The sequence below is a fragment of the Rhodococcus sp. SG20037 genome (assembly GCF_031763325.1).
In the GTDB taxonomy this organism is placed as follows: domain Bacteria; phylum Actinomycetota; class Actinomycetes; order Mycobacteriales; family Mycobacteriaceae; genus Rhodococcus_F; species Rhodococcus_F qingshengii.
On sequence record NZ_CP134497.1, the window covers coordinates 3,629,904 to 3,652,993 of the forward strand.

At 62.2% G+C, this 23,090-nt stretch carries 27 protein-coding genes; 10 read left to right on the plus strand and 17 right to left on the minus strand.

Annotated elements, in window-relative coordinates; translation table 11 throughout:
* Positions 1-12: 12 nt before the first annotated feature.
* Positions 13-1,872: a DUF4012 domain-containing protein gene (locus RHP72_RS16550; protein ID WP_311093610.1), complete on the plus strand. Its 1,860-nt coding sequence runs from the start codon at positions 13-15 to the stop codon at positions 1,870-1,872.
* Positions 1,873-2,054: 182 nt separating this feature from the next.
* Positions 2,055-3,086: an iron-siderophore ABC transporter substrate-binding protein gene (locus tag RHP72_RS16555; RefSeq protein ID WP_311093611.1), complete on the plus strand. Its 1,032-nt coding sequence runs from the start codon at positions 2,055-2,057 to the stop codon at positions 3,084-3,086.
* Positions 3,087-3,122: 36 nt separating this feature from the next.
* Here RHP72_RS16555 and RHP72_RS16560 read toward each other — a convergent pair whose 3' ends face one another.
* The 6 genes from RHP72_RS16560 to RHP72_RS16585 all read right to left on the minus strand — a co-directional run bounded on the left by RHP72_RS16560 (position 3,123) and on the right by RHP72_RS16585 (position 9,958).
* Positions 3,123-3,626 (minus strand): GbsR/MarR family transcriptional regulator, encoded by a 504-nt coding sequence (locus RHP72_RS16560; protein ID WP_003942377.1) that lies wholly within the window; start codon positions 3,624-3,626, stop codon positions 3,123-3,125.
* 61 nt (positions 3,627-3,687) lie between these two features.
* The gene (locus RHP72_RS16565) at positions 3,688-4,944 is read right to left on the minus strand and encodes a hypothetical protein (protein WP_311093612.1); all 1,257 of its coding nucleotides are present in this window, start codon (positions 4,942-4,944) and stop codon (positions 3,688-3,690) included.
* Between the two features lie 34 nt (positions 4,945-4,978).
* Positions 4,979-6,970, minus strand: coding sequence for a glycosyltransferase family 39 protein (locus RHP72_RS16570; RefSeq protein WP_311093613.1), 1,992 nt, complete (start codon positions 6,968-6,970; stop codon positions 4,979-4,981).
* A gap of 93 nt (positions 6,971-7,063) precedes the next feature.
* Entirely contained in the window at positions 7,064-7,576 is a 513-nt protein-coding gene (locus RHP72_RS16575) for a GNAT family N-acetyltransferase (RefSeq protein WP_311093614.1), read from the minus strand.
* Positions 7,577-7,699: 123 nt separating this feature from the next.
* The gene (locus RHP72_RS16580; RefSeq protein ID WP_311093615.1) at positions 7,700-9,016 is read right to left on the minus strand and encodes a DUF222 domain-containing protein; all 1,317 of its coding nucleotides are present in this window, start codon (positions 9,014-9,016) and stop codon (positions 7,700-7,702) included.
* Positions 9,017-9,064: 48 nt separating this feature from the next.
* Positions 9,065-9,958, minus strand: coding sequence for a dihydrodipicolinate synthase family protein (locus RHP72_RS16585; RefSeq protein ID WP_311093616.1), 894 nt, complete (start codon positions 9,956-9,958; stop codon positions 9,065-9,067).
* Positions 9,959-10,029: 71 nt separating this feature from the next.
* Between RHP72_RS16585 and RHP72_RS16590 the strand changes: the two genes are divergently transcribed.
* Complete coding sequence (locus RHP72_RS16590; protein ID WP_070160579.1) at positions 10,030-10,938, plus strand: LysR substrate-binding domain-containing protein; 909 nt, start codon at positions 10,030-10,032, stop codon at positions 10,936-10,938.
* Between the two features lie 6 nt (positions 10,939-10,944).
* Here the strand turns inward: RHP72_RS16590 and nadC are convergent, their stop codons facing one another.
* From nadC to nadA, 3 genes are read right to left on the minus strand one after another with little or no spacing between them, the layout of a single operon-like run.
* Complete coding sequence (gene nadC, locus RHP72_RS16595; RefSeq protein WP_003941805.1) at positions 10,945-11,817, minus strand: carboxylating nicotinate-nucleotide diphosphorylase; 873 nt, start codon at positions 11,815-11,817, stop codon at positions 10,945-10,947.
* The gene (locus tag RHP72_RS16600) at positions 11,817-13,388 is read right to left on the minus strand and encodes an L-aspartate oxidase (protein WP_311093617.1); all 1,572 of its coding nucleotides are present in this window, start codon (positions 13,386-13,388) and stop codon (positions 11,817-11,819) included. Before RHP72_RS16600 ends, nadC begins: the two co-directional genes overlap by 1 nt.
* Positions 13,385-14,422: a quinolinate synthase NadA gene (gene nadA, locus RHP72_RS16605; protein ID WP_003941702.1), complete on the minus strand. Its 1,038-nt coding sequence runs from the start codon at positions 14,420-14,422 to the stop codon at positions 13,385-13,387. Before nadA ends, RHP72_RS16600 begins: the two co-directional genes overlap by 4 nt.
* Before the next feature lie 102 nt (positions 14,423-14,524).
* Here nadA and RHP72_RS16610 point away from each other — a divergent pair, with 102 nt between their 5' ends.
* Entirely contained in the window at positions 14,525-15,253 is a 729-nt protein-coding gene (locus RHP72_RS16610; RefSeq protein WP_007733069.1) for an NUDIX domain-containing protein, read from the plus strand.
* 14 nt (positions 15,254-15,267) lie between these two features.
* Here the strand turns inward: RHP72_RS16610 and RHP72_RS16615 are convergent, their stop codons facing one another.
* Positions 15,268-15,600 carry a hypothetical protein gene (locus RHP72_RS16615; protein ID WP_003941794.1) on the minus strand — a complete coding sequence of 111 codons (333 nt, stop codon included), beginning with the start codon at positions 15,598-15,600 and terminating at the stop codon, positions 15,268-15,270.
* Between the two features lie 109 nt (positions 15,601-15,709).
* Positions 15,710-16,312 (minus strand): TetR/AcrR family transcriptional regulator, encoded by a 603-nt coding sequence (locus tag RHP72_RS16620; RefSeq protein ID WP_193595233.1) that lies wholly within the window; start codon positions 16,310-16,312, stop codon positions 15,710-15,712.
* An 83-nt stretch (positions 16,313-16,395) separates the two neighbouring features.
* Here RHP72_RS16620 and RHP72_RS16625 point away from each other — a divergent pair, with 83 nt between their 5' ends.
* The gene (locus RHP72_RS16625) at positions 16,396-17,226 is read left to right on the plus strand and encodes an SDR family oxidoreductase (RefSeq protein WP_311093618.1); all 831 of its coding nucleotides are present in this window, start codon (positions 16,396-16,398) and stop codon (positions 17,224-17,226) included.
* An 11-nt stretch (positions 17,227-17,237) separates the two neighbouring features.
* Here RHP72_RS16625 and RHP72_RS16630 read toward each other — a convergent pair whose 3' ends face one another.
* The 3 genes from RHP72_RS16630 to bioB are packed head-to-tail and all read right to left on the minus strand — an operon-like array spanning position 17,238 to position 19,074.
* Positions 17,238-17,828, minus strand: a complete 591-nt coding sequence (locus tag RHP72_RS16630) for a DUF2567 domain-containing protein (RefSeq protein WP_058226961.1) — start codon at positions 17,826-17,828, stop codon at positions 17,238-17,240.
* A gap of 11 nt (positions 17,829-17,839) precedes the next feature.
* On the minus strand, positions 17,840-18,064 hold the full coding sequence (locus tag RHP72_RS16635) for a hypothetical protein (protein ID WP_054186694.1): 225 nt from the start codon (positions 18,062-18,064) through the stop codon (positions 17,840-17,842).
* Positions 18,061-19,074, minus strand: coding sequence for a biotin synthase BioB (gene bioB, locus RHP72_RS16640; RefSeq protein WP_218694920.1), 1,014 nt, complete (start codon positions 19,072-19,074; stop codon positions 18,061-18,063). Before bioB ends, RHP72_RS16635 begins: the two co-directional genes overlap by 4 nt.
* 164 nt (positions 19,075-19,238) lie before the next feature.
* Between bioB and RHP72_RS16645 the strand changes: the two genes are divergently transcribed.
* Entirely contained in the window at positions 19,239-19,895 is a 657-nt protein-coding gene (locus RHP72_RS16645; protein ID WP_007733086.1) for a TetR/AcrR family transcriptional regulator C-terminal domain-containing protein, read from the plus strand.
* Here RHP72_RS16645 and RHP72_RS16650 read toward each other — a convergent pair.
* Together RHP72_RS16650 and RHP72_RS16655 are read right to left on the minus strand one after the other, a co-directional pair.
* Entirely contained in the window at positions 19,881-20,201 is a 321-nt protein-coding gene (locus RHP72_RS16650) for an AzlD domain-containing protein (protein WP_007733089.1), read from the minus strand. The genes RHP72_RS16645 and RHP72_RS16650 overlap by 15 nt on opposite strands.
* Positions 20,198-20,911, minus strand: a complete 714-nt coding sequence (locus tag RHP72_RS16655; RefSeq protein WP_311093619.1) for an AzlC family ABC transporter permease — start codon at positions 20,909-20,911, stop codon at positions 20,198-20,200. The genes RHP72_RS16650 and RHP72_RS16655 overlap by 4 nt, the downstream gene beginning before the upstream one ends.
* A 64-nt stretch (positions 20,912-20,975) precedes the next feature.
* Here RHP72_RS16655 and RHP72_RS16660 point away from each other — a divergent pair, with 64 nt between their 5' ends.
* The 3 genes from RHP72_RS16660 to RHP72_RS16670 all read left to right on the plus strand — a co-directional run bounded on the left by RHP72_RS16660 (position 20,976) and on the right by RHP72_RS16670 (position 22,467).
* On the plus strand, positions 20,976-21,548 hold the full coding sequence (locus RHP72_RS16660; protein ID WP_047270126.1) for a helix-turn-helix domain-containing protein: 573 nt from the start codon (positions 20,976-20,978) through the stop codon (positions 21,546-21,548).
* 101 nt (positions 21,549-21,649) lie between these two features.
* The gene (locus RHP72_RS16665; RefSeq protein WP_003941719.1) at positions 21,650-22,063 is read left to right on the plus strand and encodes a VOC family protein; all 414 of its coding nucleotides are present in this window, start codon (positions 21,650-21,652) and stop codon (positions 22,061-22,063) included.
* Positions 22,064-22,092: 29 nt separating this feature from the next.
* On the plus strand, positions 22,093-22,467 hold the full coding sequence (locus tag RHP72_RS16670) for a VOC family protein (protein WP_030537100.1): 375 nt from the start codon (positions 22,093-22,095) through the stop codon (positions 22,465-22,467).
* Positions 22,468-22,472: 5 nt separating this feature from the next.
* Here the strand turns inward: RHP72_RS16670 and RHP72_RS16675 are convergent, their stop codons facing one another.
* Entirely contained in the window at positions 22,473-22,637 is a 165-nt protein-coding gene (locus RHP72_RS16675; protein ID WP_003941708.1) for a hypothetical protein, read from the minus strand.
* Between the two features lie 288 nt (positions 22,638-22,925).
* Between RHP72_RS16675 and RHP72_RS16680 the strand changes: the two genes are divergently transcribed.
* A complete protein-coding gene (locus RHP72_RS16680) occupies positions 22,926-23,054 on the plus strand; it encodes a hypothetical protein (protein ID WP_003941742.1) in 129 nt (42 codons plus the stop codon).
* Positions 23,055-23,090: the final 36 nt, after the last annotated feature.

Below are 23,090 nucleotides of genomic sequence, written 5' to 3' on the forward strand. Positions count from 1 at the left end.
GAGCTTCAGCGGATGAACAACGACACGGTGGGACCAAAGTCCGACGACGATTCCGGGGCTGAACCGAGCGGCTCCAACACCATCCCACCGAGGGGCCCGGAGCGCGAAACCAAGGGGGCGGCCGCTTTTCTCCGAAGCCGTAGAACGGCAGTCGCGATCACCGCAACGACGCTGGTAGTGGGCGGTTTCGTGGCATGGCTCGGGTACACGGCATACGAGGCGAAAGACAACCTGGAGGCGGCTCGCGACCACGCACAGTCGGCGAAGAGCGCTCTCCTGGCCGGAGATACGGGAGTCGCAGAGTCTGCCGCGGCGGAAGCCGATCGCGAAGCATCGGCCGCATACGACAACACCCATTCACTCCCCTGGAACATCACCGCCGCAATTCCCGTCATCGGGTCGCCGTTCGAGTCGACGCGCCGGATGACCGAGGTCGTTCAGGGGCTTACGCGTGACGTTCTCGGTCCTGCCGTGACTACCGGAACTTCACTCGCACCAACGGAATTGGTGCAGCCCGGTGGGCGCTTGGCACTCGCACCGTTACGCGAAGCGGAACCGAAACTGGCCGAAACAGCTATCGCCGCGGAATTGCTGTCGTCGCAGGCACAGGAAGTTCCCGAATCGAAGTACCTGGGCCGAGTTAACGATGCCAGAGCAGAATTACAGTCGCAGACAAGCGAACTGGCTACCCTCCTGACGAACACCGCCACCGCGGCGCGCATCGCACCGGCGATGCTCGGCACCGACGGACCGCGCAACTACTTCATCGGTTTCCAGACCAATGCGGAAGCGCGAGGAACCGGCGGCCTGTTGGGTGGATACGGCATCGTCCGAGTCGACGACGGCGCCACTCGGGTGGACACACTCTCCCCCAACTCCGAACTAACACTGGACAATCAACCGATAGACCTTGGTCCTGACTTCAACCAGCTGTACGGAAACAGTCGACCGACCACCGATTTTCGCAACAGCAACCTCAGCTCGCACTTTCCCTACGCAGCGCAGATCTGGCAGTCCCTGTGGTCACAGGAGTCCGGGGGTGAGCTGGTCGACGGCGCGATAGCGACCGATCCGATAGCACTGAGTTACCTCCTCGAGGCGGTGGGACCAGTAGAGATGCCGGACGGAGAGTCGGTCACCGCCGACAACGTCGTTGAGTTGACCGAGTCGACCGCGTACGCACGCTTTCCCTCCGACAACAAGGCACGAAAGCAGTATCTGCAGACAATCGCGGCCCGTGTCGTGGCGAAGATGACCGGGAACATCAAGTCGCCGAGCGCATTACTGGAGGCTCTGGGCAGAGGTGTCAGCGAGGGCAGAATCGCAGTGTGGAGCTCTCACCCCGACGAACAATCGGTTCTTGCCGACACCGTCCTCGGGCACACCATTCCCGATGATGCGGCTCCGTATGCCGGTGTGGTGATCAACAACCAAGCCGGTAACAAGCTCGACTACTACCTCACACGAGAAATCGACTACACAGCCCAGACGTGCACCGGCGACACCCGAAAGACAACGGTCACCGTTCGACTGACCAACAACGCGCCCGACGCCGACCTGACCGAATATGTCAGCGGGATCGTCGACAACCCCGGACGACTGCCCAATGGCACCAATGTGGCTGCAGTCACTCTGCTTGCGACAGCCGGCGCCAAACTCGATGCCGTCTCCGTGGGTGGACAGATTTCGTTTGCCGTCAACGGAACTGAACAGGGTCACCCGGCCTACATGACCAGGGCCGTCATTCCGCGAGGCCAGACGGTTGAGCTGAAGTTCGATCTGACCGAGCCCACAGCCGAGGGCGAAGCTCGCGTACCGGTCCAGCCGCTGGTCGACGACCCGAAGATTACCGTCGACGTGCCTACCTGCTGAGCTTGACCGGCAAACGTCGACGAGGCCCCTGGCATGTCGCCGTTTGTCGGGCTCGTGAACTTTCAGCAGATTTGAAACTTTGGCGAAGGCTAGCCTATGCTTCCTGACGCGCCTGGAACCGGCCGTCGGCTGCGATCCGTCGGAGTCTCACTCCTCGGCGCATCGACAACGGAAGGTTCCCCATGCGATACGCCCGTGTGCGCTCACTTCGCCGAACTGTGGCGCTGAGTGGATTGGTCATTGCTGCCCTGGTAATCGGCGGATGCAGTAACAACGACACCGCAACCCAATCGAGCAGCAGCGACTTCGAAACCGTCACCATCGAAAGTGCGCTCGGAAACGCCGTCATCACCGAAAAGCCCGAGCGAATCGTGACTCTCGGCATGGGGTCGGCGGAGACCGTAATCGCGCTCGGCACGATCCCCGTCGGCGTCGAAAAGTACGCATGGGGCAGCGACGACACCGGGTATCTGCCGTGGGTGCACGAAGCGGTCACGAAGCAAGGTGGCGAACTGCCAGAGCAGTTCACCGGCGGAACCGATCTCAACATCGAGGCGATCATCGCTCTCGAACCCGACCTGATCCTCGCCCCCTGGTCCGGCATCACACAGCAGCAGTTCGACTCACTCAACGCGTTCGCGCCGACCGTCGCCTACGCCGAGAGCCCCTGGACCATCACGTGGGAAGACCAGATCAACGTCATCGGCAAAGCCATGGGCGAATCCGAGAAGGCGACAGCCGAAATCGACAAGATCAAGTCGCAGTTCGCGGAATCGACTGCAGCACATCCGAACTACGCCGACGTCAGCTTCTCCTTCATCTACAACACGGGCCCAGGAACCCTCGGCGTCTTTTTCGCCGAAGAGCAGCGTGTGGCCATGGTCCGCGCACTTGGCCTGCAGGTGGATCCCGTCGTCTACACCTTGACGGAATCTGAAGGAACAGACTCCGCCGTCATCGGCCTCGAGAACGCAAACCTCCTCGACAAGTCCGACCTGCTCTTCACCTTCTACTCGGACCCGGCCAACCGGGCCGAGATCGAAGCGCAGCCCGCTTACCAGGCAATCCCCGCTGTGGCTCGGGGAACTGTCATCGCTCCGACCGAACAGCCCTTCGTCACCGGTTCCTCGATGATCAACCCTCTGACCGTGCCCTGGTCGCTCGAGCGCTACGTGCCGATGATCGACAAGGCAATCGCGAAGCTGAACAAGTGATGTAGATCAGCATCGTGCGATCGAGAAACCCGCGTCCTATTCGGACGCGGGTTTCTTGCCGTCGCGTTCAGCTTTGAATCGCATCCACTCACTGCTCAGCATGCGATTGTCGATGATCCACCCCATGTAATCGCGCATGTTGAGCACACGAATGTACGCGGGACCGTTGGGATTTGCGTACTGCAGGGCCTCGGTCGCAAGCTTGCGTTGATTCTCGAGATACACGTGCTCTGTTTCGAGGAATCCGCCCCACACGTCGGAATCCATGACGTAGTAGTGAGTCCGATCCCGAGGCTTGCGCGTGAGCTTGACGAACCCCCGGTCGATCAACCGACGAATGTAGGTGGACACCGATCCGCGACTTGCTCCGAGTGCCTGCGCCAACTCTTCGGCGCTGACCCCTGGCGACTCGCTGATCAACAGATAGCCCGCAATACGTCCTTCGATGCGGGCCCCACCGCCGGACTGCCAGTACACGGAGAACTGATCGATGAACCAGGTGGAGAAATCGTCACCGCGAGCAGGGCTGGCATCGCCCATTCGTTGAGCCTCCGACGTCTCTAGGTACGAACAATTCGCCACTATTGTGCCAGCACCACCGTCACCGAGCCGAAATCACCAAGCCTGGAGTGGTTGCAATGAACTCGAGCTGTTCGATCGTCAAGGGTGGCGCTGTAGTGGTGTCGGCCGATTTCACGAACTGGGTAATCACCACGGTTTCGCCGGAGGGCTGGACAACCCGGACCGTGTCATCGCCCGAGCCATCGGGATCGACCAGGCGAGTCACGGTCGTGGAGCCTGGCAACGTCAGTGTCTCACCCGGTTCCGGCACAGCGGTACCAACTGATATTTCGACATCGCTGCTGCCGTCCGCTGTCGAGGCGACGATCCGCTCGCACACTCCTCCCTGTCCGTAATCATCTGGAACCAACGAACCGAGCGGGCGCTCCAAAGTGACGCCTGCCGCGCCGAGATCCTTCCAACGTGCATCGAGCAATTGATTCAGTCGGTCGATATCCATGCGCGACGCAGGTGGACCGGCATTCACAGAATCGGTGTAGCAGGATGCCATCGGCGGCGGCGTCGAGTCTGGAACCGGCGCAGTCACCGCAAGCCCCGGCGCGGTCGCTAACGCGATCAGTTCGTCCATCGTCAAGAGCGGGGAAGCATCCGACGAAGTTCCGGTCGACGTGTCGACGCTGGCAACAACCCGGGATCCATCACCGAGATACGCGACGACTCCGCGCTCGCCCCCGACTTCCGAACCGTCTTTGTCTTCGAAATCGGCTCTGTCCTCGAAATCGGCGATGTCGAGCACTGTTCCGTTTTCGAGATGCTCCCGCCGATCCACCAGACCCTCCAAGCACGGCGGCACCGGCTGATCCCATGCACGCACCTGAACCGAGATATCCGCAGTCCGCCCGACGCGAGTCAAGGTTCCCTTCGCCGACGTAGAACCGCTGAACTCGATCGGGTCGACCCCGTCAGGAAACGAAGCCCCCCGGTAATTCTGGATCGGCGCAAACTCGAGCGATTGCGACGGACTCGCAAATACAACCTCCACATCGGAAGGCAACGATTCGAGTAGTGCATCGCTCATGGCGGTGGCCTTCGGACCCGAGAACCACGGATAGTCCGGGTCGCCATAACCGGGCTCACCGGCAAAACCGTAGTTGAATCGCACCGGCGGACCCGGCGATTCCACAGACTCGCATCCGGGAATCGACGCGCCCGTGTCCTCGTTCGTCACCGCCGCGACAACAGTTCCCAAGGCGACGATCGAGACGATCACCAACCCGTCGCGCCAGGTCCATTGCTCGCGGCGACGGTTCGACTCGTGTGCGGTGCGCCCAGACATTTCTCGATCATTGCCTACGGCAACAACTACGTCACTATCCGACATACCCAGTGAGGTCGTAAACCGTGGAATTTCCCACGGTCGTCGATGCGAAATTGGCTTCGACCCATTCCTGGATGGCACTCGACGTGCTGTCCCCGCTTTGGCCCTCTCGCTGGCTTCCGCCCTGGCCACCGGCAATGTAGTAGTGAACTTTTCCGTCTGCCACGTACTGGATGAATTGATCCAATGTCGGTGCGGGATCGGAACTCCAACCGCCGATCGCCATGACCGCGGTGTTGCTGGCCAATTCGTAGGTTGCTGCGCTTTGCGAGCCGTTGGTCGCGGCCGTCCACGTGGTGCCCGCATTGACCAGCATTGCCGTCAGCTCGGAAGCATTTTCGCTACCGCTACTCAGTTCTTGCCCGTTCGACGTCGGATTTACAGTCGCGTCAGAAGAATTCGGTGGAGCGTCGCCGTTTTGCAACTCTGGACCCCCACCCATACCTCCTCCCCCGCCCATTCCGGAGTCGGACACGGCGCCGGTCGGTCCGGCCGTCGGGATGGACCCACCGTGCGCTGTTGCGGCAGTGGCAATCGCGTAAGACGCAGAACCGGTTATCCCTGCCAACGATCCAAGAATCAATCCAGCGACAGCGAGCTTGCGAAATCGATCCTTAGCTCCCACGAGAACCAGGATCGCGCCGACGACAGTGCCCGCCAACAGAATCCACTTCAGCATCGGCAGCCAGTCGGCATTGCGGTGCAACAACACCCAGCTCCAGATTCCTGCGGCCAGCATCGTCGCAGCCAACCCGCAACGTCCGATCCAACGGGCACGGACCAACCACAGAGCGTATCCACCGGTCCCGATCATCCCCGCGACGGCGGGCGCCAGCGCAACTGTGTAATAGGGGTGGATCGTGCCGGACATGTAGCTGAAGATCAGGCCGGTAACGAGAAACCAGCCACCCCAAAGGATCAGCGACGCACGGACAAGATCTGTGCGCGGTGCGCGCCCACAGGCGAGTAAGCCGAACACCAACGCAATCAAAGCCGCAGGAATAAGCCAGGAAATCTGGATACCCATCTCGCTGCCGAACAGCCGTTCGAGTCCGGCACTTCCCCCGAAGCTCGAACCTGCACTGCCACCGGCCATTCCGCCACCGCCACCGGTGCTCCCGAAAAGTCGACCCAATCCGTTGTATCCCAGTACCAAGTCCATGACGCTGTTGTTGGTCGATCCGCCGATGTACGGGCGAGAATCAGCGGGCCACAGCCACACTGCCAACACCCACCACCCAGCCGATATGACAACGGACGCAGCACCGATCACCAGGTGGACCAGGCGAGTCCGCAAGCGCACCTGTCCGGCGATCAAATACGCGGCACCGAATGCAGGCAACACCATCAGCCCTTGCAGCATCTTGGTGAGAAAGGCAAACCCCAGCGCTACTCCTGCGAGCGCCACCCACATCGCGGCTCGACGACCGATCGCCGTGCCCATAGCCCGAATCACGAAGTAGCCGGCAAGAGTCATGAGCAGAACCAACAGTGCATCAGGATTGTCGAACTTGAACATCAGGGCGGCAGCGGGCGTAGCTGCCAAAACAGCTCCCGCCACCAAACCCGCAGCGGGCGACGCCACTCGTTTGACGGCCGCATACACGAGCGCAACTGATCCGACGCCCATCAACGCCTGCGGAACTAGAAGACTGGCACTCGAGAATCCGAAGATTCGTCCGGACACACCCATGACCCACAATGAAGCGGGCGGTTTGTCGACCGTGATGAAATTCGAGGTATCGAGGGACCCGAAGAACCACGCTTTCCAATTCTGGGAGCCGGCCTGCGCCGCTGCAGCGTAGAAGGTGTTGGCGTAGCCACTCGCGGTCAGATTCCACAAATACAGGACTGCCGTTGCTGCCAACAGGATCGTCAGCGCCAATCCTGTACTGCGCGTGCGGAACCACGACGGCGAGGGCTCCGCGCGATGGGCAGTTGGTGCCGGCCGCTGACGCGGGGCCGGATGCAGAACGGCGGTCATCAGGAAGTCCCTTCACGAGTTACTGTCCTGCCAACGATCGCGTCTCCAACCCTGGCGGCACTGGGAGCCGGCTGGAAAGTTGCTGTGAATGGCTCAGGTCAGGGAGCGCTCGAATAGCACGACGCTGAACCAACCGTTGTCGGCATCGTCTCCGAAGTCACGACGCCCTACCTCGGCGAAACCCGCGTCTCGGTAATAGCGGCGCAACCGCACGTTGGTTTCTACACAATCGAGCCGCAGGTACTGCGCGCCCTCGTCCGCGGACCGTCGATGGGCCCAGACGAGTAAGCGTTCGCCCAACGAGGTGCCCGAGAATTCTCGATCGATGACCAAACCGTGCACGTAGCCGGCAGGATCGTTCGAATCGGGCCAGACCACAGGGTCCGACCAGATCAACCGCAGGGCGCCGACAATCCTCGACTGCTCCCGGTCTCGCGCAACAAAGAACTCCCCTCTCGAAATCTGCTGCTCGACCTGCTCGACAGACACTTCACGCGGGCGCCACTGGATGATTCCGCGTTCTGCCAACCAGTCTTCTGCCGCATGCCGCAGCGCCAGAATCTCCGGCCCATCGGTCTCGACCGCTTGCACAACGTCCACAACCATATGACCTCCCCCATATCTGCGGCCGTTCACAACAACACGGCCTCCAGGCCCCAACCCGGGTGTATCTCCGAGTTGAAGCCTATCGGCGTGAAGTTGTGCGCCTGAACGGGTGTCACCACTCAGTCAGGTTTTGAATGTGGTGTTGGCCGGTCGCGGGTGCTGGCCGGGGTCGATCGAGGGCGGCGGGATGAACCACGGTTTGTTGTCGACCCCGATCCGGATCACCCACTTCCCGACGAACTCTGATTTGCGGTGCATCAACCGATGATGTGAACGGCACAGCAGGACCAGGTTGTTCATCACCGTCGGCCCGCCGTTCGCCCAGTGCCGGATATGGTGCGCATCCGTCCAGGCGGGCACGCATGTGCAGCCCGGGAACGCGCAACCCTTGTCCCGGGCGATCAACGCCACTCGCTGTTCGGCGGTGACCAATCGTTTTCCTGGTTGCGCATCCAAGGGCGCGCCGTGATCGTCGAGCAGAACGGTCGACAGGAAACAATCACACCCGAGAAGCCTGGTCTGCGATACGGACAGTGGTCCGAGCCAGGGCATGTGCCCGACATCGAGATCCGACAAGTCCAGATCGGGTGAGCCTTCGTCGTCCACATCAGAAGGCGACGCGGCGCAATCCCGATGCTCCGCCAAATCACGAGCATTGATGTGCACGTTCACATGCGGACGCTGACCACCATCGATTCCGGTCTTGGCGCAATCGAGATAACGCCGGATCAGTTCCGTGAACCCATCCGCAGTCCGCTTCGCCGCCGACCGAGCATCCGGGGTTCCATCGGGTGCCGGGGTCGGCATCGTCAGATTCGACAACGCCGACAACAACATTTCCCCGGTGAGAGCATCGAAATCACCACGCACCACCACTCGACCGTTCAATGTCGACGCGATCCGCAGCTCATTCCGGTCGACGTCTTCGGCGGGTGGAATCTCATCCGATTCGAACAACCGCTCCAAGGTCGCGATCACGTTCCGCACCTTCGTCGTCGTCGCTTCCACGCCCGACGCAGCCGCAAGCAGTAGGTCGATACAGCGAGGGAGCGCCTCCTCCGGCATGCCCTTCGGTGGTGATTCACAGAACGCCACGATCAACACAGCATGCTCGAACGAACAATCCCCGCCATCGAACCGAGCCGCCACCGCCGGAAACGGCCGCAAAGCAGCACCCAACGCGGCGATCTTCTTCCCGTCCCGAACCTGCAGCATCGTGTTAGCCGCCAACCACGCACCCACACCGCGGCTGGCAATCACCTGATCATCCGGGCGCAACGACAACTCGTCCACCACCGCCACCCGCACAGCCTCGAGACGCAGAATCTCCGCACTAGCCTCGACAGCAGCAGCACGCAACTCAGAAGCAGACAACCGCCACAACCGTCCGCGCAACCCCACCGCAGAACCAGACACCACATCCGACAACAAGACACTCATTGAATCCCCCGATCCCCTCCCCACACAATACTCGAACATGCGTTCGAGTCAAGAGTGGTAGACCTCGAGCGCCCGCGCTACCGATTCGTCACCCGCAGGTAGCAACGGCAGTCGCACATGGGGAGTCGGAATCTGTCCCAACGCATGCAATACGCCCTTGATCACAGTCGGGTTCGGTTCGGAAAACAGAGCTCCGGACAGCTTCGACAAACTCCGCCCGAGGTCACGGGCGCCGTCCACATCGCTACTGTCCCAAGCTTTTACCAAGCGGACGAACTCAGCGGTCGACACATGAGCGGACGCCAAGATGCCACCGGCCGCACCCAAGGCCAGAAGAGGCGCGAGAAATAGATCATCCCCCGCCAGTACGGCGAAGTCGCCTGGAAGATCCGCGAAGAGTTCGACGGCAGCTGCGTCGATACCGCCCGCGGCATACTTCACACCAACAACCCCGGGCAAAGTACCCACCTCCTGCAAAGTGCCGCTGTCCAGATCGCACGCAGTCCGGTACGGCACGTGATAGACGATCAGCGGCACTGGGCTCGACGACTGCAGATGCGCGAAATGCGCCACCACACCGGCTTTCGACGGCCTCGTGAAGGAGGGAACCGGCACCAACGCCGCCGAGACCTCAGGCCACCGAGCCAGCCTCCCGAGCGCCTGCGCACTGGCCGCCGTGTCGTTACTGCCCGCGCCGACGATCAACGTCGCGCCTCTCGCACGGCACACATTCGCACAGATATCCAGAACGGTCACTCTCTCCTGTTCGGTGAGTGTTGCGGCTTCCGCTGTAGTCCCCAGCGCAACGAGTCCGACCGCACCCTCGGAGAGGACCTGGTGCGCAAGCTGTTCGAGTGCACCGATTGCAATACGACCGTCGCTCTCGAAGGGCGTGATCAGTGGAACATGGATTCCGGCCAGGTCAACTCGAGTCGTAGTCATAGAACTCAGCCTCACCGAACAAACCTTGTAGGTCTAGTTCGCATTTCCATCGTCGAGCGTAAGCTGAGCTGATGCTCGATGTTCGCCGACTGAAGCTCTTGCGCGAACTAGCGCTGCGCGGAACCATCGTTGCCGTTGCCGAGGCGCTGTCGTTCAGTCCCTCCGCGGTGTCGCAGCAGTTGGCCGTCCTCGAACGTGAAGCCGGCGTGCCGCTGCTGGAACGAACAGGCCGTCGCGTCCGACTCACACCCGCCGGTGAGAACCTCGCACGTCATGCCGAAGCCATCCTGCAACGCCTGGAGCAGGCGTCAGGTGAATTGGTCGACGCACGTCGTGGACTGGCGGGGCCGCTGCGCATTGGAACGTTCCCGACCGCGGCACGGGCGATCCTCCCGGCGGCATTGATCGCCCTGTCTCGCGAGCATCCCGGGTTGGAACCGATGGTTTCGGAGATCGACCCGGCGGACGTCGCCGACGACCTACGAGCTGGGACTCTGGACTTGGCGTTGATTCACGACTACGACTTCGTCCCTCGCCCCACCGAACCGGGCCTGACGACATTGCCGCTGTGCAGCGAAGCCGTGTACCTCGCTTCGAGTGACATCGAGTCAGATCCCCACGACGCTGTCGCATCACTGACCGACTGCGTAGAACGTCCCTGGATTACCGCAATTCCCGGAACTGCTTGTCATGCAATGACTATTCGCGCATGCCAGGCAGCTGGATTCACCCCGAAAGTGCGACACCACATCGACGAATTCGCCACCGTTCTCGCCCTCGTCGCTGCGGGACAGGGTGTTTCGCTGGTTCCTGAACTCGGAGCAATCCATCCGCCGCTAGGTGTGCGCCTGACGCCGATGCACATTCGACGAAGGACGAAGATTGCACACCGAGCGGGCTCCGACGCTCACCCGGCGGTCGCAACCGTGACAAACGCGCTTCGCTCGGCCGTCCCGCAACTGCTGGACGCCGAGCAATAGCGACACCTACATGTCGAGCCCGAGGTCGAGGACCGTCACCGAGTGCGTCAAGGCACCGACAGCGAGGTAGTCGACGCCGGTTCGGGCGTACTCTGCGGCAACGTCGATGGTGAGACCACCGGATGACTCGAGTTTGGTTTCTGGAGCAACAGCGTCTCGGCGCTGGACCGCGATCTGCGTCTGCCACAGCGGGAAGTTGTCCAGCAGAACAAGTTCCACGTTCTCCGCCAGCACCTGATCGAGCTGAGTGAGGTTGTCGACCTCAACTTCGCACTCGATGTCCGGGGCGAGCTCACGGACCGCACGAAGTGCTGCGACCACCGAACCGGCAGCAGCAACATGGTTGTCCTTGATCAACGCCGCGTCGCCCAATCCCATACGGTGGTTGACGCCTCCGCCCACGTGGACTGCATATTTCTGCAGAGAACGCAGTCCGGGCAGCGTCTTTCGGCTGTCCCGCACTTTGGCATGAGTGCCGGCAATGGCGTCGACCCACTGTGATGTCGCCGTGGCGATTCCCGAGAGATGGCAGACGAGGTTGAGCATCGTGCGCTCTGCCGTGAGAAGTCCGCGGGTGGGTGCGACAACGGTGAGCACCGATTGACCTGGCGCAACCCGAGTTCCGTCGGCCACCCGATCAACGACCTCGTAGTTACCCGCGCCGATCACCTCGTCGAGAACAAGCAGTCCGACGTCGATGCCGGCGACAGTACCCGAGGAGCGTGAGACGACCGACGCCTTCGCGACCGCATCGGCGGGAACCGTTGCGGTAGAAGTGATGTCGGGTCCATAGCGCAGATCCTCGTCCAGAGCGAGCCTGACCAATGTGAGCAGCTCGTCACGGTCGAGCGGCGCGGGCAGGATCTTCTGCTCGGTCATCAATGAACTCCTGTCAACAACATGTCGGGTATTTCGAGCGCTCCGTCGGCACCCATCTTGATCCGAGTGCTGCGACGCTGATTCGGATCTGTTTCAGGATAGTCGGTGCGGGTATGGCAGCCACGGCTCTCGGTTCGCGCCACGGCCACGTCGACCAATGCAGTCGCGGTCAACGTGAGCGCCGCGTCTTCGAGGTCCGGAGCAGCCACCGCCACTGTCTGTTCGGCGTCGGCAAGCGCGGCTCGCGCAATCTGGAGACCGCCTCCGTCGCGAACCACTGACGCGTGTGCCGTCATGACGGACTGCACGGTCTCTCGCGGCAGGATCGGCATCGGCTTGCGCACCACGTTGACCACTTCGGCATGAACCTCGCGACGCTCGGCAGCTGCGATTCCTGCACGCTCCCCGACTACCAAACCCTCGAGAAGGCTGTTGGACGCAAGACGATTCGCGCCGTGCAATCCCGTGCGAGCCACTTCGCCTGCTGCGTAGAGACCAGGCACTCCCGTTCGTCCATGGACGTCGGTGGCGACTCCGCCGCACGAATAGTGCGCGGCCGGGGCGACCGGAATTAATTGGGTGCGTGGATCGATGCCCGCTTCGAGGCAGGACGCCGTGATGGTCGGGAATCTCGAATCGAAACCGTCGAGCTTGCGAGCGTCGAGATAGACGTGATCAGTGCCGAGATCGCGTAGGCGTGCTGCGATTGCCCTCGAGACCACGTCACGCGGGGCGAGATCACCCAGCGGATGAACACCTGCGGTGACCGAATCACCGTTGGTGTCGACAAGAATCGCGCCCTCGCCGCGGACCGCCTCACTGATCAGGGGTCGGCGGCCTACCCCGCCCGGAGTGAAGAGCACCGTCGGATGGAACTGAACGAACTCCAGGTCCGCAATCGCCGCACCGGCTTCGAGTGCCAACGCGATTCCGTCGGCAGTCGCTCCGGGCGGATTTGTGCTGCAGGCATACAGCTGACCGAGTCCGCCGGTAGCGAGCAGCACCGCGGGCGCATGGATCACTCCGAGGCCTTCCGGCGAGGAGACGATGAGTCCGCACACCCCACGCCGGTTGGTCACCACCTGGACTGCCGCTGCACCGAACAGAACGGGGAGCCCGGCAGCATTGAGAGCCCGCTGCACTTCCGCGCCAGTGGCGTCGCCGCCGGCATGGATGATCCGACGCGTGCTGTGCCCACCCTCGCGGGTGCGCGACACCTCGCCGTCTCGCCCGCGATCGAAGACCGCTCCCAACGCGGCCAGCGCAGCAACAGCGTCGTGACCAGCTTCGACGATGGAATCGACGGCTTCCTCGTCGCACAAACCGACGCCGGCCTCACACGTATCCGAAACGTGCGACTCGACGGAATCCGTATTCAGATCGTCGACGACCGCGATGCCGCCCTGCGCGTACTGAGTCGCGGTGTCCGTCGGACCGCCCTTGCTGACCGTGAGTACTTTCAGTCCCCGCAGGGAAGCGGTGCGCGCAGCGGTGAGGCCCGCGACACCGCCTCCCACGACGACCAGGTCGGCATGAGCCTCCCAGGCGAAACGCCCGGCAGGGCTGGTCACTCGCCGCCGCCCGGATTACCGATCTCGATCATGCGCTGCACCGACTTCTGTGCACGCTTGGCCATCTCGAGATCGACGTGGACCTCGTCCTTGCCCTCGAGAAGGCAGCGAAGCAACGCGGCAGGCGTGATCATCTTCATGTACGGGCACGACGCGCGGTCGTTGACGGCCTGGAAATCGACGTCGGGCGCTGCCTTGCGCAACTGGTGCAGCATCCCGATCTCGGTCGCGACCAGAACCTGCTTGCTCTTGGTGACGCGGGCAGCGTCGAGCATTCCGCCGGTGGAGAGAATCTTGACCTTGTCCGCGGGGACCGCGCCTTCACCGGCTAGGTACAGAGCCGAAGTAGCGCAACCACATTCAGGGTGCACGAACAGCTCGGCGTCTGGGTGCGACTTGGACTTGGCCGTCAGCTCGTCACCGTTGATGCCGGCGTGCACGTGGCACTCACCGGCCCAGATCTGCATGTTGGTACGGCCCGTCACGCGCTTGACGTGAGCTCCCAGGAACTGGTCCGGCAGGAACAGAACCTCGCGGTCGGGATCGATCGAGTTGACCACGTCGACGGCATTGGACGAGGTGCAGCAGATGTCGGTGAGACCCTTCACCTCTGCGGTTGTGTTCACGTACGACACCACCAGCGCGTTCGGGTTGTCGGCCTTCCACTCACGAAGCTGCTCGGCATTGATCGAGTCGGCCAGAGAGCAGCCGGCTCTCTCGTCCGGGATCAGCACGGTCTTGGACGGCGACAGGATCTTCGCGGTCTCGGCCATGAAGTGCACACCGCAGAAGACAATCGTGTCCTCGGGCGCCTCGGCAGCGATTCGCGACAGCGCCAGGGAGTCACCGACATGATCGGCGACGTCCTGAATCGCAGGCAGCTGGTAGTTGTGCGCAAGAATCGTCGCGCCGCGTTCGCGAGCCAGACGTTTGATCTCAGCGGCCCACTCGGGGGTCGCTTCGACTCCGTTGTATCCGCCGGGGCCGTCGTGAATCTGCGAGGCCGATCCCTCCCATAACGTCGTGGTCGTCATGGCGTTCTCCTTCACCGTGAACCCGGGCTCGTCACCCAGTTCAAATCCGGACGGGCTGGCCCGGATTTCCGTATTCGAGGTTTTCGACTTAGGATCGAAAACGTGCCCAATAGTAACACCACCCACGAAGTGCTTGCAGCGGTGTTCCAAGTTCGCACCTTCCCCGCAAGCATCGCCGCAGGTGACGGCGATCACTGCCCGCAAGGGCGTGAAGAGTTGGCCGTACTGCTGTGGCAGCGTGCACTCAACCCACAGAAGGGCACGTGGTCCCTGCCCGGGGGCACTTTGCGCGACGACGAGGACCTGACGACCTCCGCTCGACGACTCCTCGCCGAGAAGGTCGACCTACGAAAGGTCGCCCACCTCGAACAGCTCTCCGTCTTCAGTGATCCACAGCGCGTGCCGGGTCCGCGCCGCATCGCGTCGACCTTCCTCGGACTCGTTCCCCTCAGCGCCGACCCACAACTGCCACCGGACACAGCCTGGCACCCCGTTTCGAAGTTGCCGGAGATGTCGTTCGACCACGGAACCGTCGTACGGCACGCGCGCAATCGACTTGCCGCGAAACTCTCGTACACCAACATCGCATTCGGGCTGGCCCCGGAAGAGTTCGCGATGTCGACACTGCGCGAAATCTACTGCGCTGCCCTCGGTTACCAGGTCGATGCCACCAACTTGCAACGCGTGCTGGGGCGTCGAGGCGTTCTGACTCCCACCGGCAACACCGCACCGTCCGGCAAGTCGGGTGGACGTCCACCCGCCCTGTACCGTTTCACCGACTCCACCTTGCGGGTCACCGACGAATTCGCCGCACTACGGCCGCCAAGCTGACACCGATCGCACTGTCAGGCAACAGCTTCGAGACTTCCGCGCTGCAACCACACCGAGGTCACGGCGCCGGCCGGATCGATGACCCGGTTGATTACACCGAACCGAGTCGTCACCCGATCGAGAATCCGATCGGCCTGCCAACGATCCGTCGGATCGGCGACAATCGCAAAGAAGCGATGGGCAGGTTTTCCCGCCATGACGCGAACCAATTCGGTGACCGTCCGCGCCGTGACTGCCACGCTCCAACCAGCGTCGAGAAACTCGGCGGCCGTGCGCGCACCGTGCTCGAATCCGATGTCCGTGACAAGTACAACTCCCCTGTTGGGGGCGATCTCTGAAACACTCATTGCCGAACCTCCACTCGGAATCAAACTTCTTGACTCCTATGTAAGTCCGCAATCTTGTGCTTCCCTTGTGCTGGTTCTGTGAGAACTCTGGGGAATTGCGCGCCCCACCTCAGACTGCCCTGGAAAGGCCCGCCCAGAAGACCGTCGAGGCCGCGTTCACGACCTCGCCCACCGGCACGTCGCCCAACATTCCGCCCGCAGCAAGCGTCGCGACGCCGTGGAACGTCGCAAAGGCAACCAGCGCAATACTTTCCGGATCACCGGCGGCAATGTCACCTGCGGCCTGAGCTTCCGAAACGAGCCGGACGGTCAGGTCCATCGTCGCGTGCCCCGCGTTGACGACAGTTTCGGCGGCGCCCGGCGCATGCTTGTTGCTGTACATCAGAGAGAGCAGGCCCGGATGCTCCAGCGCAAAATCCACGTAGGCATTGGCGAGCGAGGAGAACCGGGCCCTCGCGGTCGGTGGAGCATCCGCGACTGCCCGCTCGAGCTCACCGGTCATCCGATGGAATCCACTTTCGGCCAAGGCATCGAGCAAAGCCTGGCGATCACGAAAGTGCTTGCCCGGAGCCGCGTGGCTCACGCCCGCCTCACGCGCGAGTTGCCTCAGCGACAACTTGTCGACGCCATCTCGTTCGAGTGTTGCTTCGGCCGACGCCAGGAGTTCCTGTCGCAGGCTGCCGTGATGATACGGCTGTTCGTGGGCGGGCATGGTGGCACCATATCAAAATGTTGTCATTGACAACTATGGTGTCAGTGCCTACATTTGGGATCACCCGAACCGAAGGAGCCACCATGGCCATCGACGTAGCCGGAACCACCGTCCTCATCACCGGAGCCAGCGCTGGGCTCGGAGTGGAATTCGCTCATCGCTTTGCCGCTCGCGGCGCAAACCTGGTTCTGGTCGCCAGGCGGGCCGACCGCCTCGAGGCACTCGCCACCGAACTCCGTGGCGCCCACGGCATCATCGTGACAGTCCTGCCCGCCGACCTGGCCGCACCCGGCGTCGGTGCATCGCTGCACCAGGAGCTGACAAACCGTGGCATCACCGTCGACTCGCTGATCAACAACGCCGGATTCGGAACACACGGGGCATTCGTGGACGAAGATCTCGAGCGCGTCACGTCCGAGATTCAGCTCAACATCGCCACGCTGGTCGAGCTGACACACACATTCCTGCCCGACCTTCTCACCGGCCGCGGAGCACTGGTCAACATCGCCAGCACAGCGTCGTTCCAGCCGACACCGGGCATGGCCGTCTACGGCGCGTCCAAGGCGTTCGTACTCAACTTCACCGAAGCACTCTGGGCCGAAGCTCGCGGCAGCGAATTGACTGTATTGGCGGTGTGCCCCGGTCCGACGCGCACCGAGTTCTTCGACGTAGTCGGCTCCGAAGACGCGGCGGTCGGGCGAATGCAGACGGCAACTCAGGTGGTGGACACCGCTTTCCGAGCACTGGATCGACGCTACGCGCCGCCGACCGTCGTATCGGGACTGCCGAACTGGGTGTCCTCGATCAGCACTCGCTTCGCAACCCGCCGGTTGGGCGCGCTGATTTCCGGGCGACTGTTGGGTGACGTGCGAATGAAAGCCGAAACCAAGCGCTCGTCGACCTCTGCGGCGTAGCGACGCAACAGTTACGGAAGTTTCGGCTGGCTTTCGACTTCGGCCTGTTCGGTGTCGGTGGCCGGATCCCCAGATTCCGGATCCCCGGATTCCGGGTGGTCCCCCACCCCGAGGTCGTCGTACGGATTGAGCACTGCAAGAACCAATGTCACGACGCACGCCGCGAGCGGCTGAAACAGAAGCACGAGCAAAGTTCCGACGTTCGGGGCCCGCGCAATGATCTCCCCGACCGCCGGATTGTCGGCCGTGGGGAAACGCAGTTTTGTCACGCCCGAACCCACGAGTGCCATCAGTCCGGTACCTGCCACTGAACCGACTATCAACCCGCCCAGGGCATAAGGACCTCGACTCAGGCGTGCCAACCAGGCCGCCACCGCCGACAGCACACCGACGATCAGTGCCAGCCAGATGAACACGGCGCTCGCGTCGAACTGATGAAGGCTCTCACCCGTCAACGCGACGCCGCGCCCCTCGGACACCACCAACAGGTGCTCGGCCGGAGCCAAGAACGCCCACAGCACACCGACGAGCACGCTCACGCCCGCAATGGTTGCGGCGATCACGATCGCGGTGCGCAGACGAGTCTGCCGAAGAGAGATCACACAGAGTGACGCTACCTGCGGGCGACGTCGATCGAGTCGACGACACCGTGTCGGGAGCATTTCGCCCACCATCCGTCAGGGCTGACCTGAACGATCATGCGGCGCCCGCACTGCTCGCAGAAGCGAGGAGGCTCGAGCCCCATCGACGCCGCAGTCGGCGTCGGATCGTCGACGCCGTCGACGATCCGACGCCCGGTGAACGGGTTGTACCGCTCCTCGGTCACCGGAATGCTCACAGAGTGTCGTTCAGTGCTTTGATCGGCATCTGCAGATCCACCAACAAATCCAGATCCTTCTCGGTGGGACGTCCGAGGGTCGTCAGATAGTTGCCGACGATCACGGCGTTGATTCCGCCGAGGATGCCCTGCTTGGCACCCAGGTCGCCGAGAGTGATTTCGCGTCCACCCGCGAAGCGCAGGATCGTGCGAGGCAGCGCGAGTCGGAATGCCGCCACGGACTTGAGCGCCTCGCTGGCGGGCAGCACGTCCAGATCACCGAACGGGGTACCCGGACGCGGGTTGAGGAAGTTGAGCGGGACCTCGTCCGGCTCCAGTTCAGCCAGATTGGCCGCAAATTCTGCACGCTGCTCCAGCGATTCGCCCATGCCGAGGATTCCGCCGCAGCACACTTCCATGCCTGCTTCGCGAACCATCCGCAGGGTGTTCCAGCGTTCTTCCCACGAGTGCGTGGTGACGACGTTCGGGAAATGCGACTTCGAGGTCTCCAAGTTGTGGTTGTACCGGTGCACACCCATGGCGGCCAGTTGGTCGACCTGTTCCTGAGTCAGCATGCCGAGCGAGCAGGCGATCTGGATGTCGACCTCGTTGCGGATCGCCTCGATGCCTGCGGCAACCTGAGCGAGCAACCGGGCGTCGGGTCCGCGGACGGCGGCCACGATGCAGAACTCGGTAGCGCCCGACTTCGCAGTCTGCTTGGCAGCTTCCACCAAGCTCGGGATGTCCAACCACGCCGCGCGAACCGGCGACTGGAAGAGCCCGGACTGCGAGCAGAAATGGCAGTCCTCAGGGCAGCCGCCCGTCTTCAGGCTGATGATGCCCTCGACCTCGACCTCCGGTCCACACCACTTCATACGCACATCGTGGGCGAGAGCCAGCAGGTCTTCGAGCCTGTCGTCGTCGAGTCGGAGTACGTCGAGCACCTGGCTTTCGGTCAGGCCAACTCCTCTTTCGAGAACTTGCTCGCGCGCCTGGTCGAGGATGTCGACCGTCGCAGGGGCCGTGCTAATCGGGGGCGGGGTCACAGACGTCTCCTTCGAAACCAGCAAAATTGAACACCGTACAAGTTGAACGGTGTTCACGTTAGAGACGTGGTGGAATACTGTCAAAGGCGGGTCCGATCGACATTCGATCGAAAGCGCTCCACAGCGGGACGAAACGAGGGGAACAACAAGTGCAGTTGCGACGCGGCGACGTGCTGGACGGCGCCATGGCGATACTCGACGAGTTCGGACTTGCCGACCTCACGATGCGCAGGCTCGCAACGTCACTGGGTGTCCAACCCGGCGCTCTCTACTGGCACTTCCCGAACAAGCAGACCTTGCTGGGCGCGGTCGTCGACAAGATCCTCGAAGACCTCGACGCCCCCGTCGACGCAGACACGTGGCAAGAAGCGTATTCCGAACTGGCACACAGACTTCGGTCTGCCCTACTGGCGCACCGCGATGGCGCCGAGTTGGTCAGCGCCACCTTCGCTTCGCGGATGACGAACAGCAAGGTGCGCGAGCATTTCGTACAAGCCGGGCAAGAATCCGGTCTCTCACGCGAGCACGCCCAACTCGCGGCGTACGCCCTGCTGTATTACGTACTCGGCCATACCGTGGACGAGCAGTCCCGAGCGCAGATGGAAGAAATGGGGGCACTGACCCGAGCGCCCATTTCCCCCGACTCCCCCGAGGTGATCGGCGGCGGTTCCGACGAGGACCTCCTCGACGGCGATCCGACAGTGCGCTTCCAGTTCGGCCTGGACCTGTTCATCGACGGCATTCGCACTCGCCTGAATTCGATCCCCGATTCAACGCCCATCGAATCGGCTCTACGACACTCCTGACAGTCGGAGTACTGCAGTAGTGCCGGCCGCGACAATCACCACGACCACCAACGGCGCCTTGAACCAGGCGCAGATGCCTCCGGCCACCACGCCGAGCATCCGCGCCGGCCCCGCAACGTCATGCCCGGTGAAGACCGTCGATGTCACAACCACTGCGAGCAGCAGCACCACGACAGCACGATCGAGGGTTTTCTCGGCGAAGCCGGAGAGCTTCACCCGAGCGCGGAGCAGAACGCCACTTGCCCGCAAAGCGTAAGAACCGCAAGCGAACACGACGATACCGATCCAGACCGACGCGGTATTCATCGAACCTTCTCCCGGAACGGTATCGTCACCGCGATACTCAGCAGCGCAACGAGCGGAGCGGTACCCGACGGCAGGAACGGCGACGTGGCCACCGCGACTGCTGCACCGATCAGGGCGGCAAGCAGCGTCACCTTCTCCTTCAGCGCAGGAAAGACAAGGGCCAGAATGACAACCGGAAACGCGGCATCCAATCCCAACGCGCCGGGGTCTCGGACGACTCTGCCGAGCAGTCCGCCCAGGAGAGCTCCGATCGGCCACGACACCGCGATCCCGATTCCACAGAACCAAAAAGCCGCACGCTTGCGCTCCACCGATTCCTGCGCCATGGCGACCGCGACGCTTTCGTCGTTGACCAGGTGCGCGCCGACCAACTTGCGCCAGCCCGAGCCCCTGCGCCAGCCTGAATCTTTGTAGCGATCCCTGCCGAGGAATGATCCTGCCGACATCCCATAGGCGAAGTTACGGGAGTTGATCAACAAGCCCGCCACAACAGCAGCGGTGGCACTGCCTCCGGCTGCGATGATTCCGATGAACAAGAACTCCGAAGACGCTCCCAGAACGAGTACAGCCAACGCCAAAAGCTGCCACAACGAGAATCCAGCCGATCCTGCCGTCACACCGTAGGACACACCGACGATGGCCACGGAGAGACAGATCAGCACGCTCACCCGAACCGTGTCTCGATCAACTGTTCGCCATAAAGAACGCATGTATTCTATGTTGAACGAAGTCACACCGTTCGTCAAGTAGAACGATCGATCGGAGAATCGAACGATGCCCAGTAATGAAACGGATACAGCGGAGACTCCTCAGAAACTGGTCGCCGTCGCACTCAAACGCGAACGTGCCCGAGCAGGCTTGAGCCTTTCGGAGGTCGCCCGGCGCGCCGATATCGCCAAGTCCACACTCTCCCAACTCGAATCCGGACTCGGAAATCCGAGCCTCGAAACACTGTGGGCACTCGGAAACGCATTGGGCGTGCCGTTCTCACAACTCGTCGACTCTCAGGCACAGACCGTTCAGTTGATTCGAGCCGGAGAAGGTCCGGCGATTGCGTCGGCAAACGCGTCGTACATCGCGACACTCTTGGCGCCGAGCCCACCGAACGCACGACGCGATCTGTATCGGATAGTCGCCGAACCGGGCGAGCCGCGTATTTCGACTCCGCATGCACGCGGCACCACCGAACACGTCGTGATCGGCACCGGACGGGCGCAGGTCGGGCCCACTGCAAATCCGATCGAACTCGGACCGGGCGACTATCTTGCTTATCCCGGCGACGAGGAGCACATCTTTCGGGCGCTCGAACCAGGGACGACAGCGATCTTGGTATCGGAACACACCTGAGCCGCGATGAGTTTCGCCGCTGCGGGAAGTCTGTATCTGGGAGGTGACGTGGCCAGAGCCTCGATTGCCGACGACAGTAACGACCGACAGCAGGAGGACCCATGTCCGGATCCAGCATCAGCAGCATTTTGCTCTCGAGCACCGACCCCGAACGCTTGCGCGACTGGTACGCCGAGGCGTTCGCCCCGAAGGTCGACCGGACTCCCGGCGAACCCGGCTACGACGTGCTCGACTTCAACGGTTTCTACGTGATGCTCGACAGACGCGACGACGTCGGCGAGACCAACCCCCAGCCGGGTCGCATGTTCCTCAACGTCGAGACCGACGACGCCCGGTCGATCGCACAGCGCATCGATGCGCTCGGCGGAAACTGGCACGCTCCACTCGAAGACCGCGGGGGCAGTTTGTTCGCCACCGCGATCGACCCCGACGGAAACTACGTTCAGATCATCGAGTTCAGCGAGGAAGCCAGGGCCGAGATGGAATCCGGAATGACGGATTCCCAAACCACCTAGTCCGGCAACCGCTGGGAACGGAGATAGTCATGCTTACAGACACGAAAGCATTCAGCGGATTTTCGGTGACAGACATCGACTCTGCAAAGAAGTTCTACGGCGAAACACTCGGGTTGAAGGTAACCGACGGAGACATGGGACTGATTCGCCTACATCTTGCCGGCGGAACCGAGATCCTCGTTTATCCGAAGCCGAATCACGAAGCGGCGACCTACACGATTCTCAACTTCGTCGTCGACGACATCGACACAACCGTCGACCAACTGACCGCGCGTGGCGTGGAGTTTCTCAAATACGACGGATTCCCCCAGGATGCGCGAGGCATCATGCGTGGCAACGGCCCCGACATCGCCTGGTTCACCGATCCCGCCGGCAATGTTCTGTCGGTGATCAAGGAGTCCTGACGCGCTTAACCGCTGAACAGCTGCGACTGCCGCTGTTCAGCGGTGTCGGTGTTGGAGCGTTCTGCTGCCGCAGTTTCGCGCTCGGCAGCCAGTTGCTCGGCGCTTTTTGCGTCGACAACGGGCTCCGACGCGCTGAGGTCGGAAAACAAGCCACTGCTCGATTCGTTCACATGCCACCCTTTTGCCTGGTCATCGTTGCCGCGCGCAGATAAACCTGCGTTAGAGATCGGTCGATGGCTACTCAATTACTGCCGCCCGTACGGCGCCGACAAGACGCCGATGACTCAGCAGTTCTTCACCCAGTGTTGCACGCCTGTGTTTTCCACGAGAAATTCGGTCCAGACGGGTTGTCATCGCCCGCACGGCGGAGCAATGTGAAAGATGAGCGCGGAGCAGGTCGGCAGCACTTTCGTCGGACACCTGGCCCCTCAATTCACCGCACAATTTTTGGAGGAATCATGTTGGGAATTGCTTTGGGCCTCGGCAGCGCCGCTGTCGGAATCGGCCTCGGACTGCTCGGCGCAGGAGCGGGAATTCTGCTGAGCGACAAGACCGTCAAAACCGCACGACGTGAACTCACCGCCTGACGAGGGCGAGCGCACTGAATTTTTGGGCACTCGGGT

Bases quoted from the DNA above. Each gene is read 5' to 3' on its own strand.
- RHP72_RS16550 (WP_311093610.1), top strand. From the start codon at position 13: ATGAACAACGACACGGTGGGACCAAAGTCCGACGACGATTCCGGGGCT.
- RHP72_RS16555 (WP_311093611.1), top strand. From the start codon at position 2,055: ATGCGATACGCCCGTGTGCGCTCACTTCGCCGAACTGTGGCGCTGAGT.
- RHP72_RS16560 (WP_003942377.1), bottom strand. From the start codon at position 3,626: ATGGGCGATGCCAGCCCTGCTCGCGGTGACGATTTCTCCACCTGGTTC.
- RHP72_RS16565 (WP_311093612.1), bottom strand. From the start codon at position 4,944: ATGTCTGGGCGCACCGCACACGAGTCGAACCGTCGCCGCGAGCAATGG.
- RHP72_RS16570 (WP_311093613.1), bottom strand. From the start codon at position 6,970: ATGACCGCCGTTCTGCATCCGGCCCCGCGTCAGCGGCCGGCACCAACT.
- RHP72_RS16575 (WP_311093614.1), bottom strand. From the start codon at position 7,576: ATGGTTGTGGACGTTGTGCAAGCGGTCGAGACCGATGGGCCGGAGATT.
- RHP72_RS16580 (WP_311093615.1), bottom strand. From the start codon at position 9,016: ATGAGTGTCTTGTTGTCGGATGTGGTGTCTGGTTCTGCGGTGGGGTTG.
- RHP72_RS16585 (WP_311093616.1), bottom strand. From the start codon at position 9,958: ATGACTACGACTCGAGTTGACCTGGCCGGAATCCATGTTCCACTGATC.
- RHP72_RS16590 (WP_070160579.1), top strand. From the start codon at position 10,030: ATGCTCGATGTTCGCCGACTGAAGCTCTTGCGCGAACTAGCGCTGCGC.
- nadC (WP_003941805.1), bottom strand. From the start codon at position 11,817: ATGACCGAGCAGAAGATCCTGCCCGCGCCGCTCGACCGTGACGAGCTG.
- nadA (WP_003941702.1), bottom strand. From the start codon at position 14,422: ATGACGACCACGACGTTATGGGAGGGATCGGCCTCGCAGATTCACGAC.
- RHP72_RS16615 (WP_003941794.1), bottom strand. From the start codon at position 15,600: ATGAGTGTTTCAGAGATCGCCCCCAACAGGGGAGTTGTACTTGTCACG.
- RHP72_RS16620 (WP_193595233.1), bottom strand. From the start codon at position 16,312: ATGCCCGCCCACGAACAGCCGTATCATCACGGCAGCCTGCGACAGGAA.
- RHP72_RS16625 (WP_311093618.1), top strand. From the start codon at position 16,396: ATGGCCATCGACGTAGCCGGAACCACCGTCCTCATCACCGGAGCCAGC.
- RHP72_RS16650 (WP_007733089.1), bottom strand. From the start codon at position 20,201: ATGAATACCGCGTCGGTCTGGATCGGTATCGTCGTGTTCGCTTGCGGT.
- RHP72_RS16655 (WP_311093619.1), bottom strand. From the start codon at position 20,911: ATGCGTTCTTTATGGCGAACAGTTGATCGAGACACGGTTCGGGTGAGC.
- RHP72_RS16660 (WP_047270126.1), top strand. From the start codon at position 20,976: ATGCCCAGTAATGAAACGGATACAGCGGAGACTCCTCAGAAACTGGTC.
- RHP72_RS16665 (WP_003941719.1), top strand. From the start codon at position 21,650: ATGTCCGGATCCAGCATCAGCAGCATTTTGCTCTCGAGCACCGACCCC.
- RHP72_RS16670 (WP_030537100.1), top strand. From the start codon at position 22,093: ATGCTTACAGACACGAAAGCATTCAGCGGATTTTCGGTGACAGACATC.
- RHP72_RS16680 (WP_003941742.1), top strand. From the start codon at position 22,926: ATGTTGGGAATTGCTTTGGGCCTCGGCAGCGCCGCTGTCGGAATCGGC.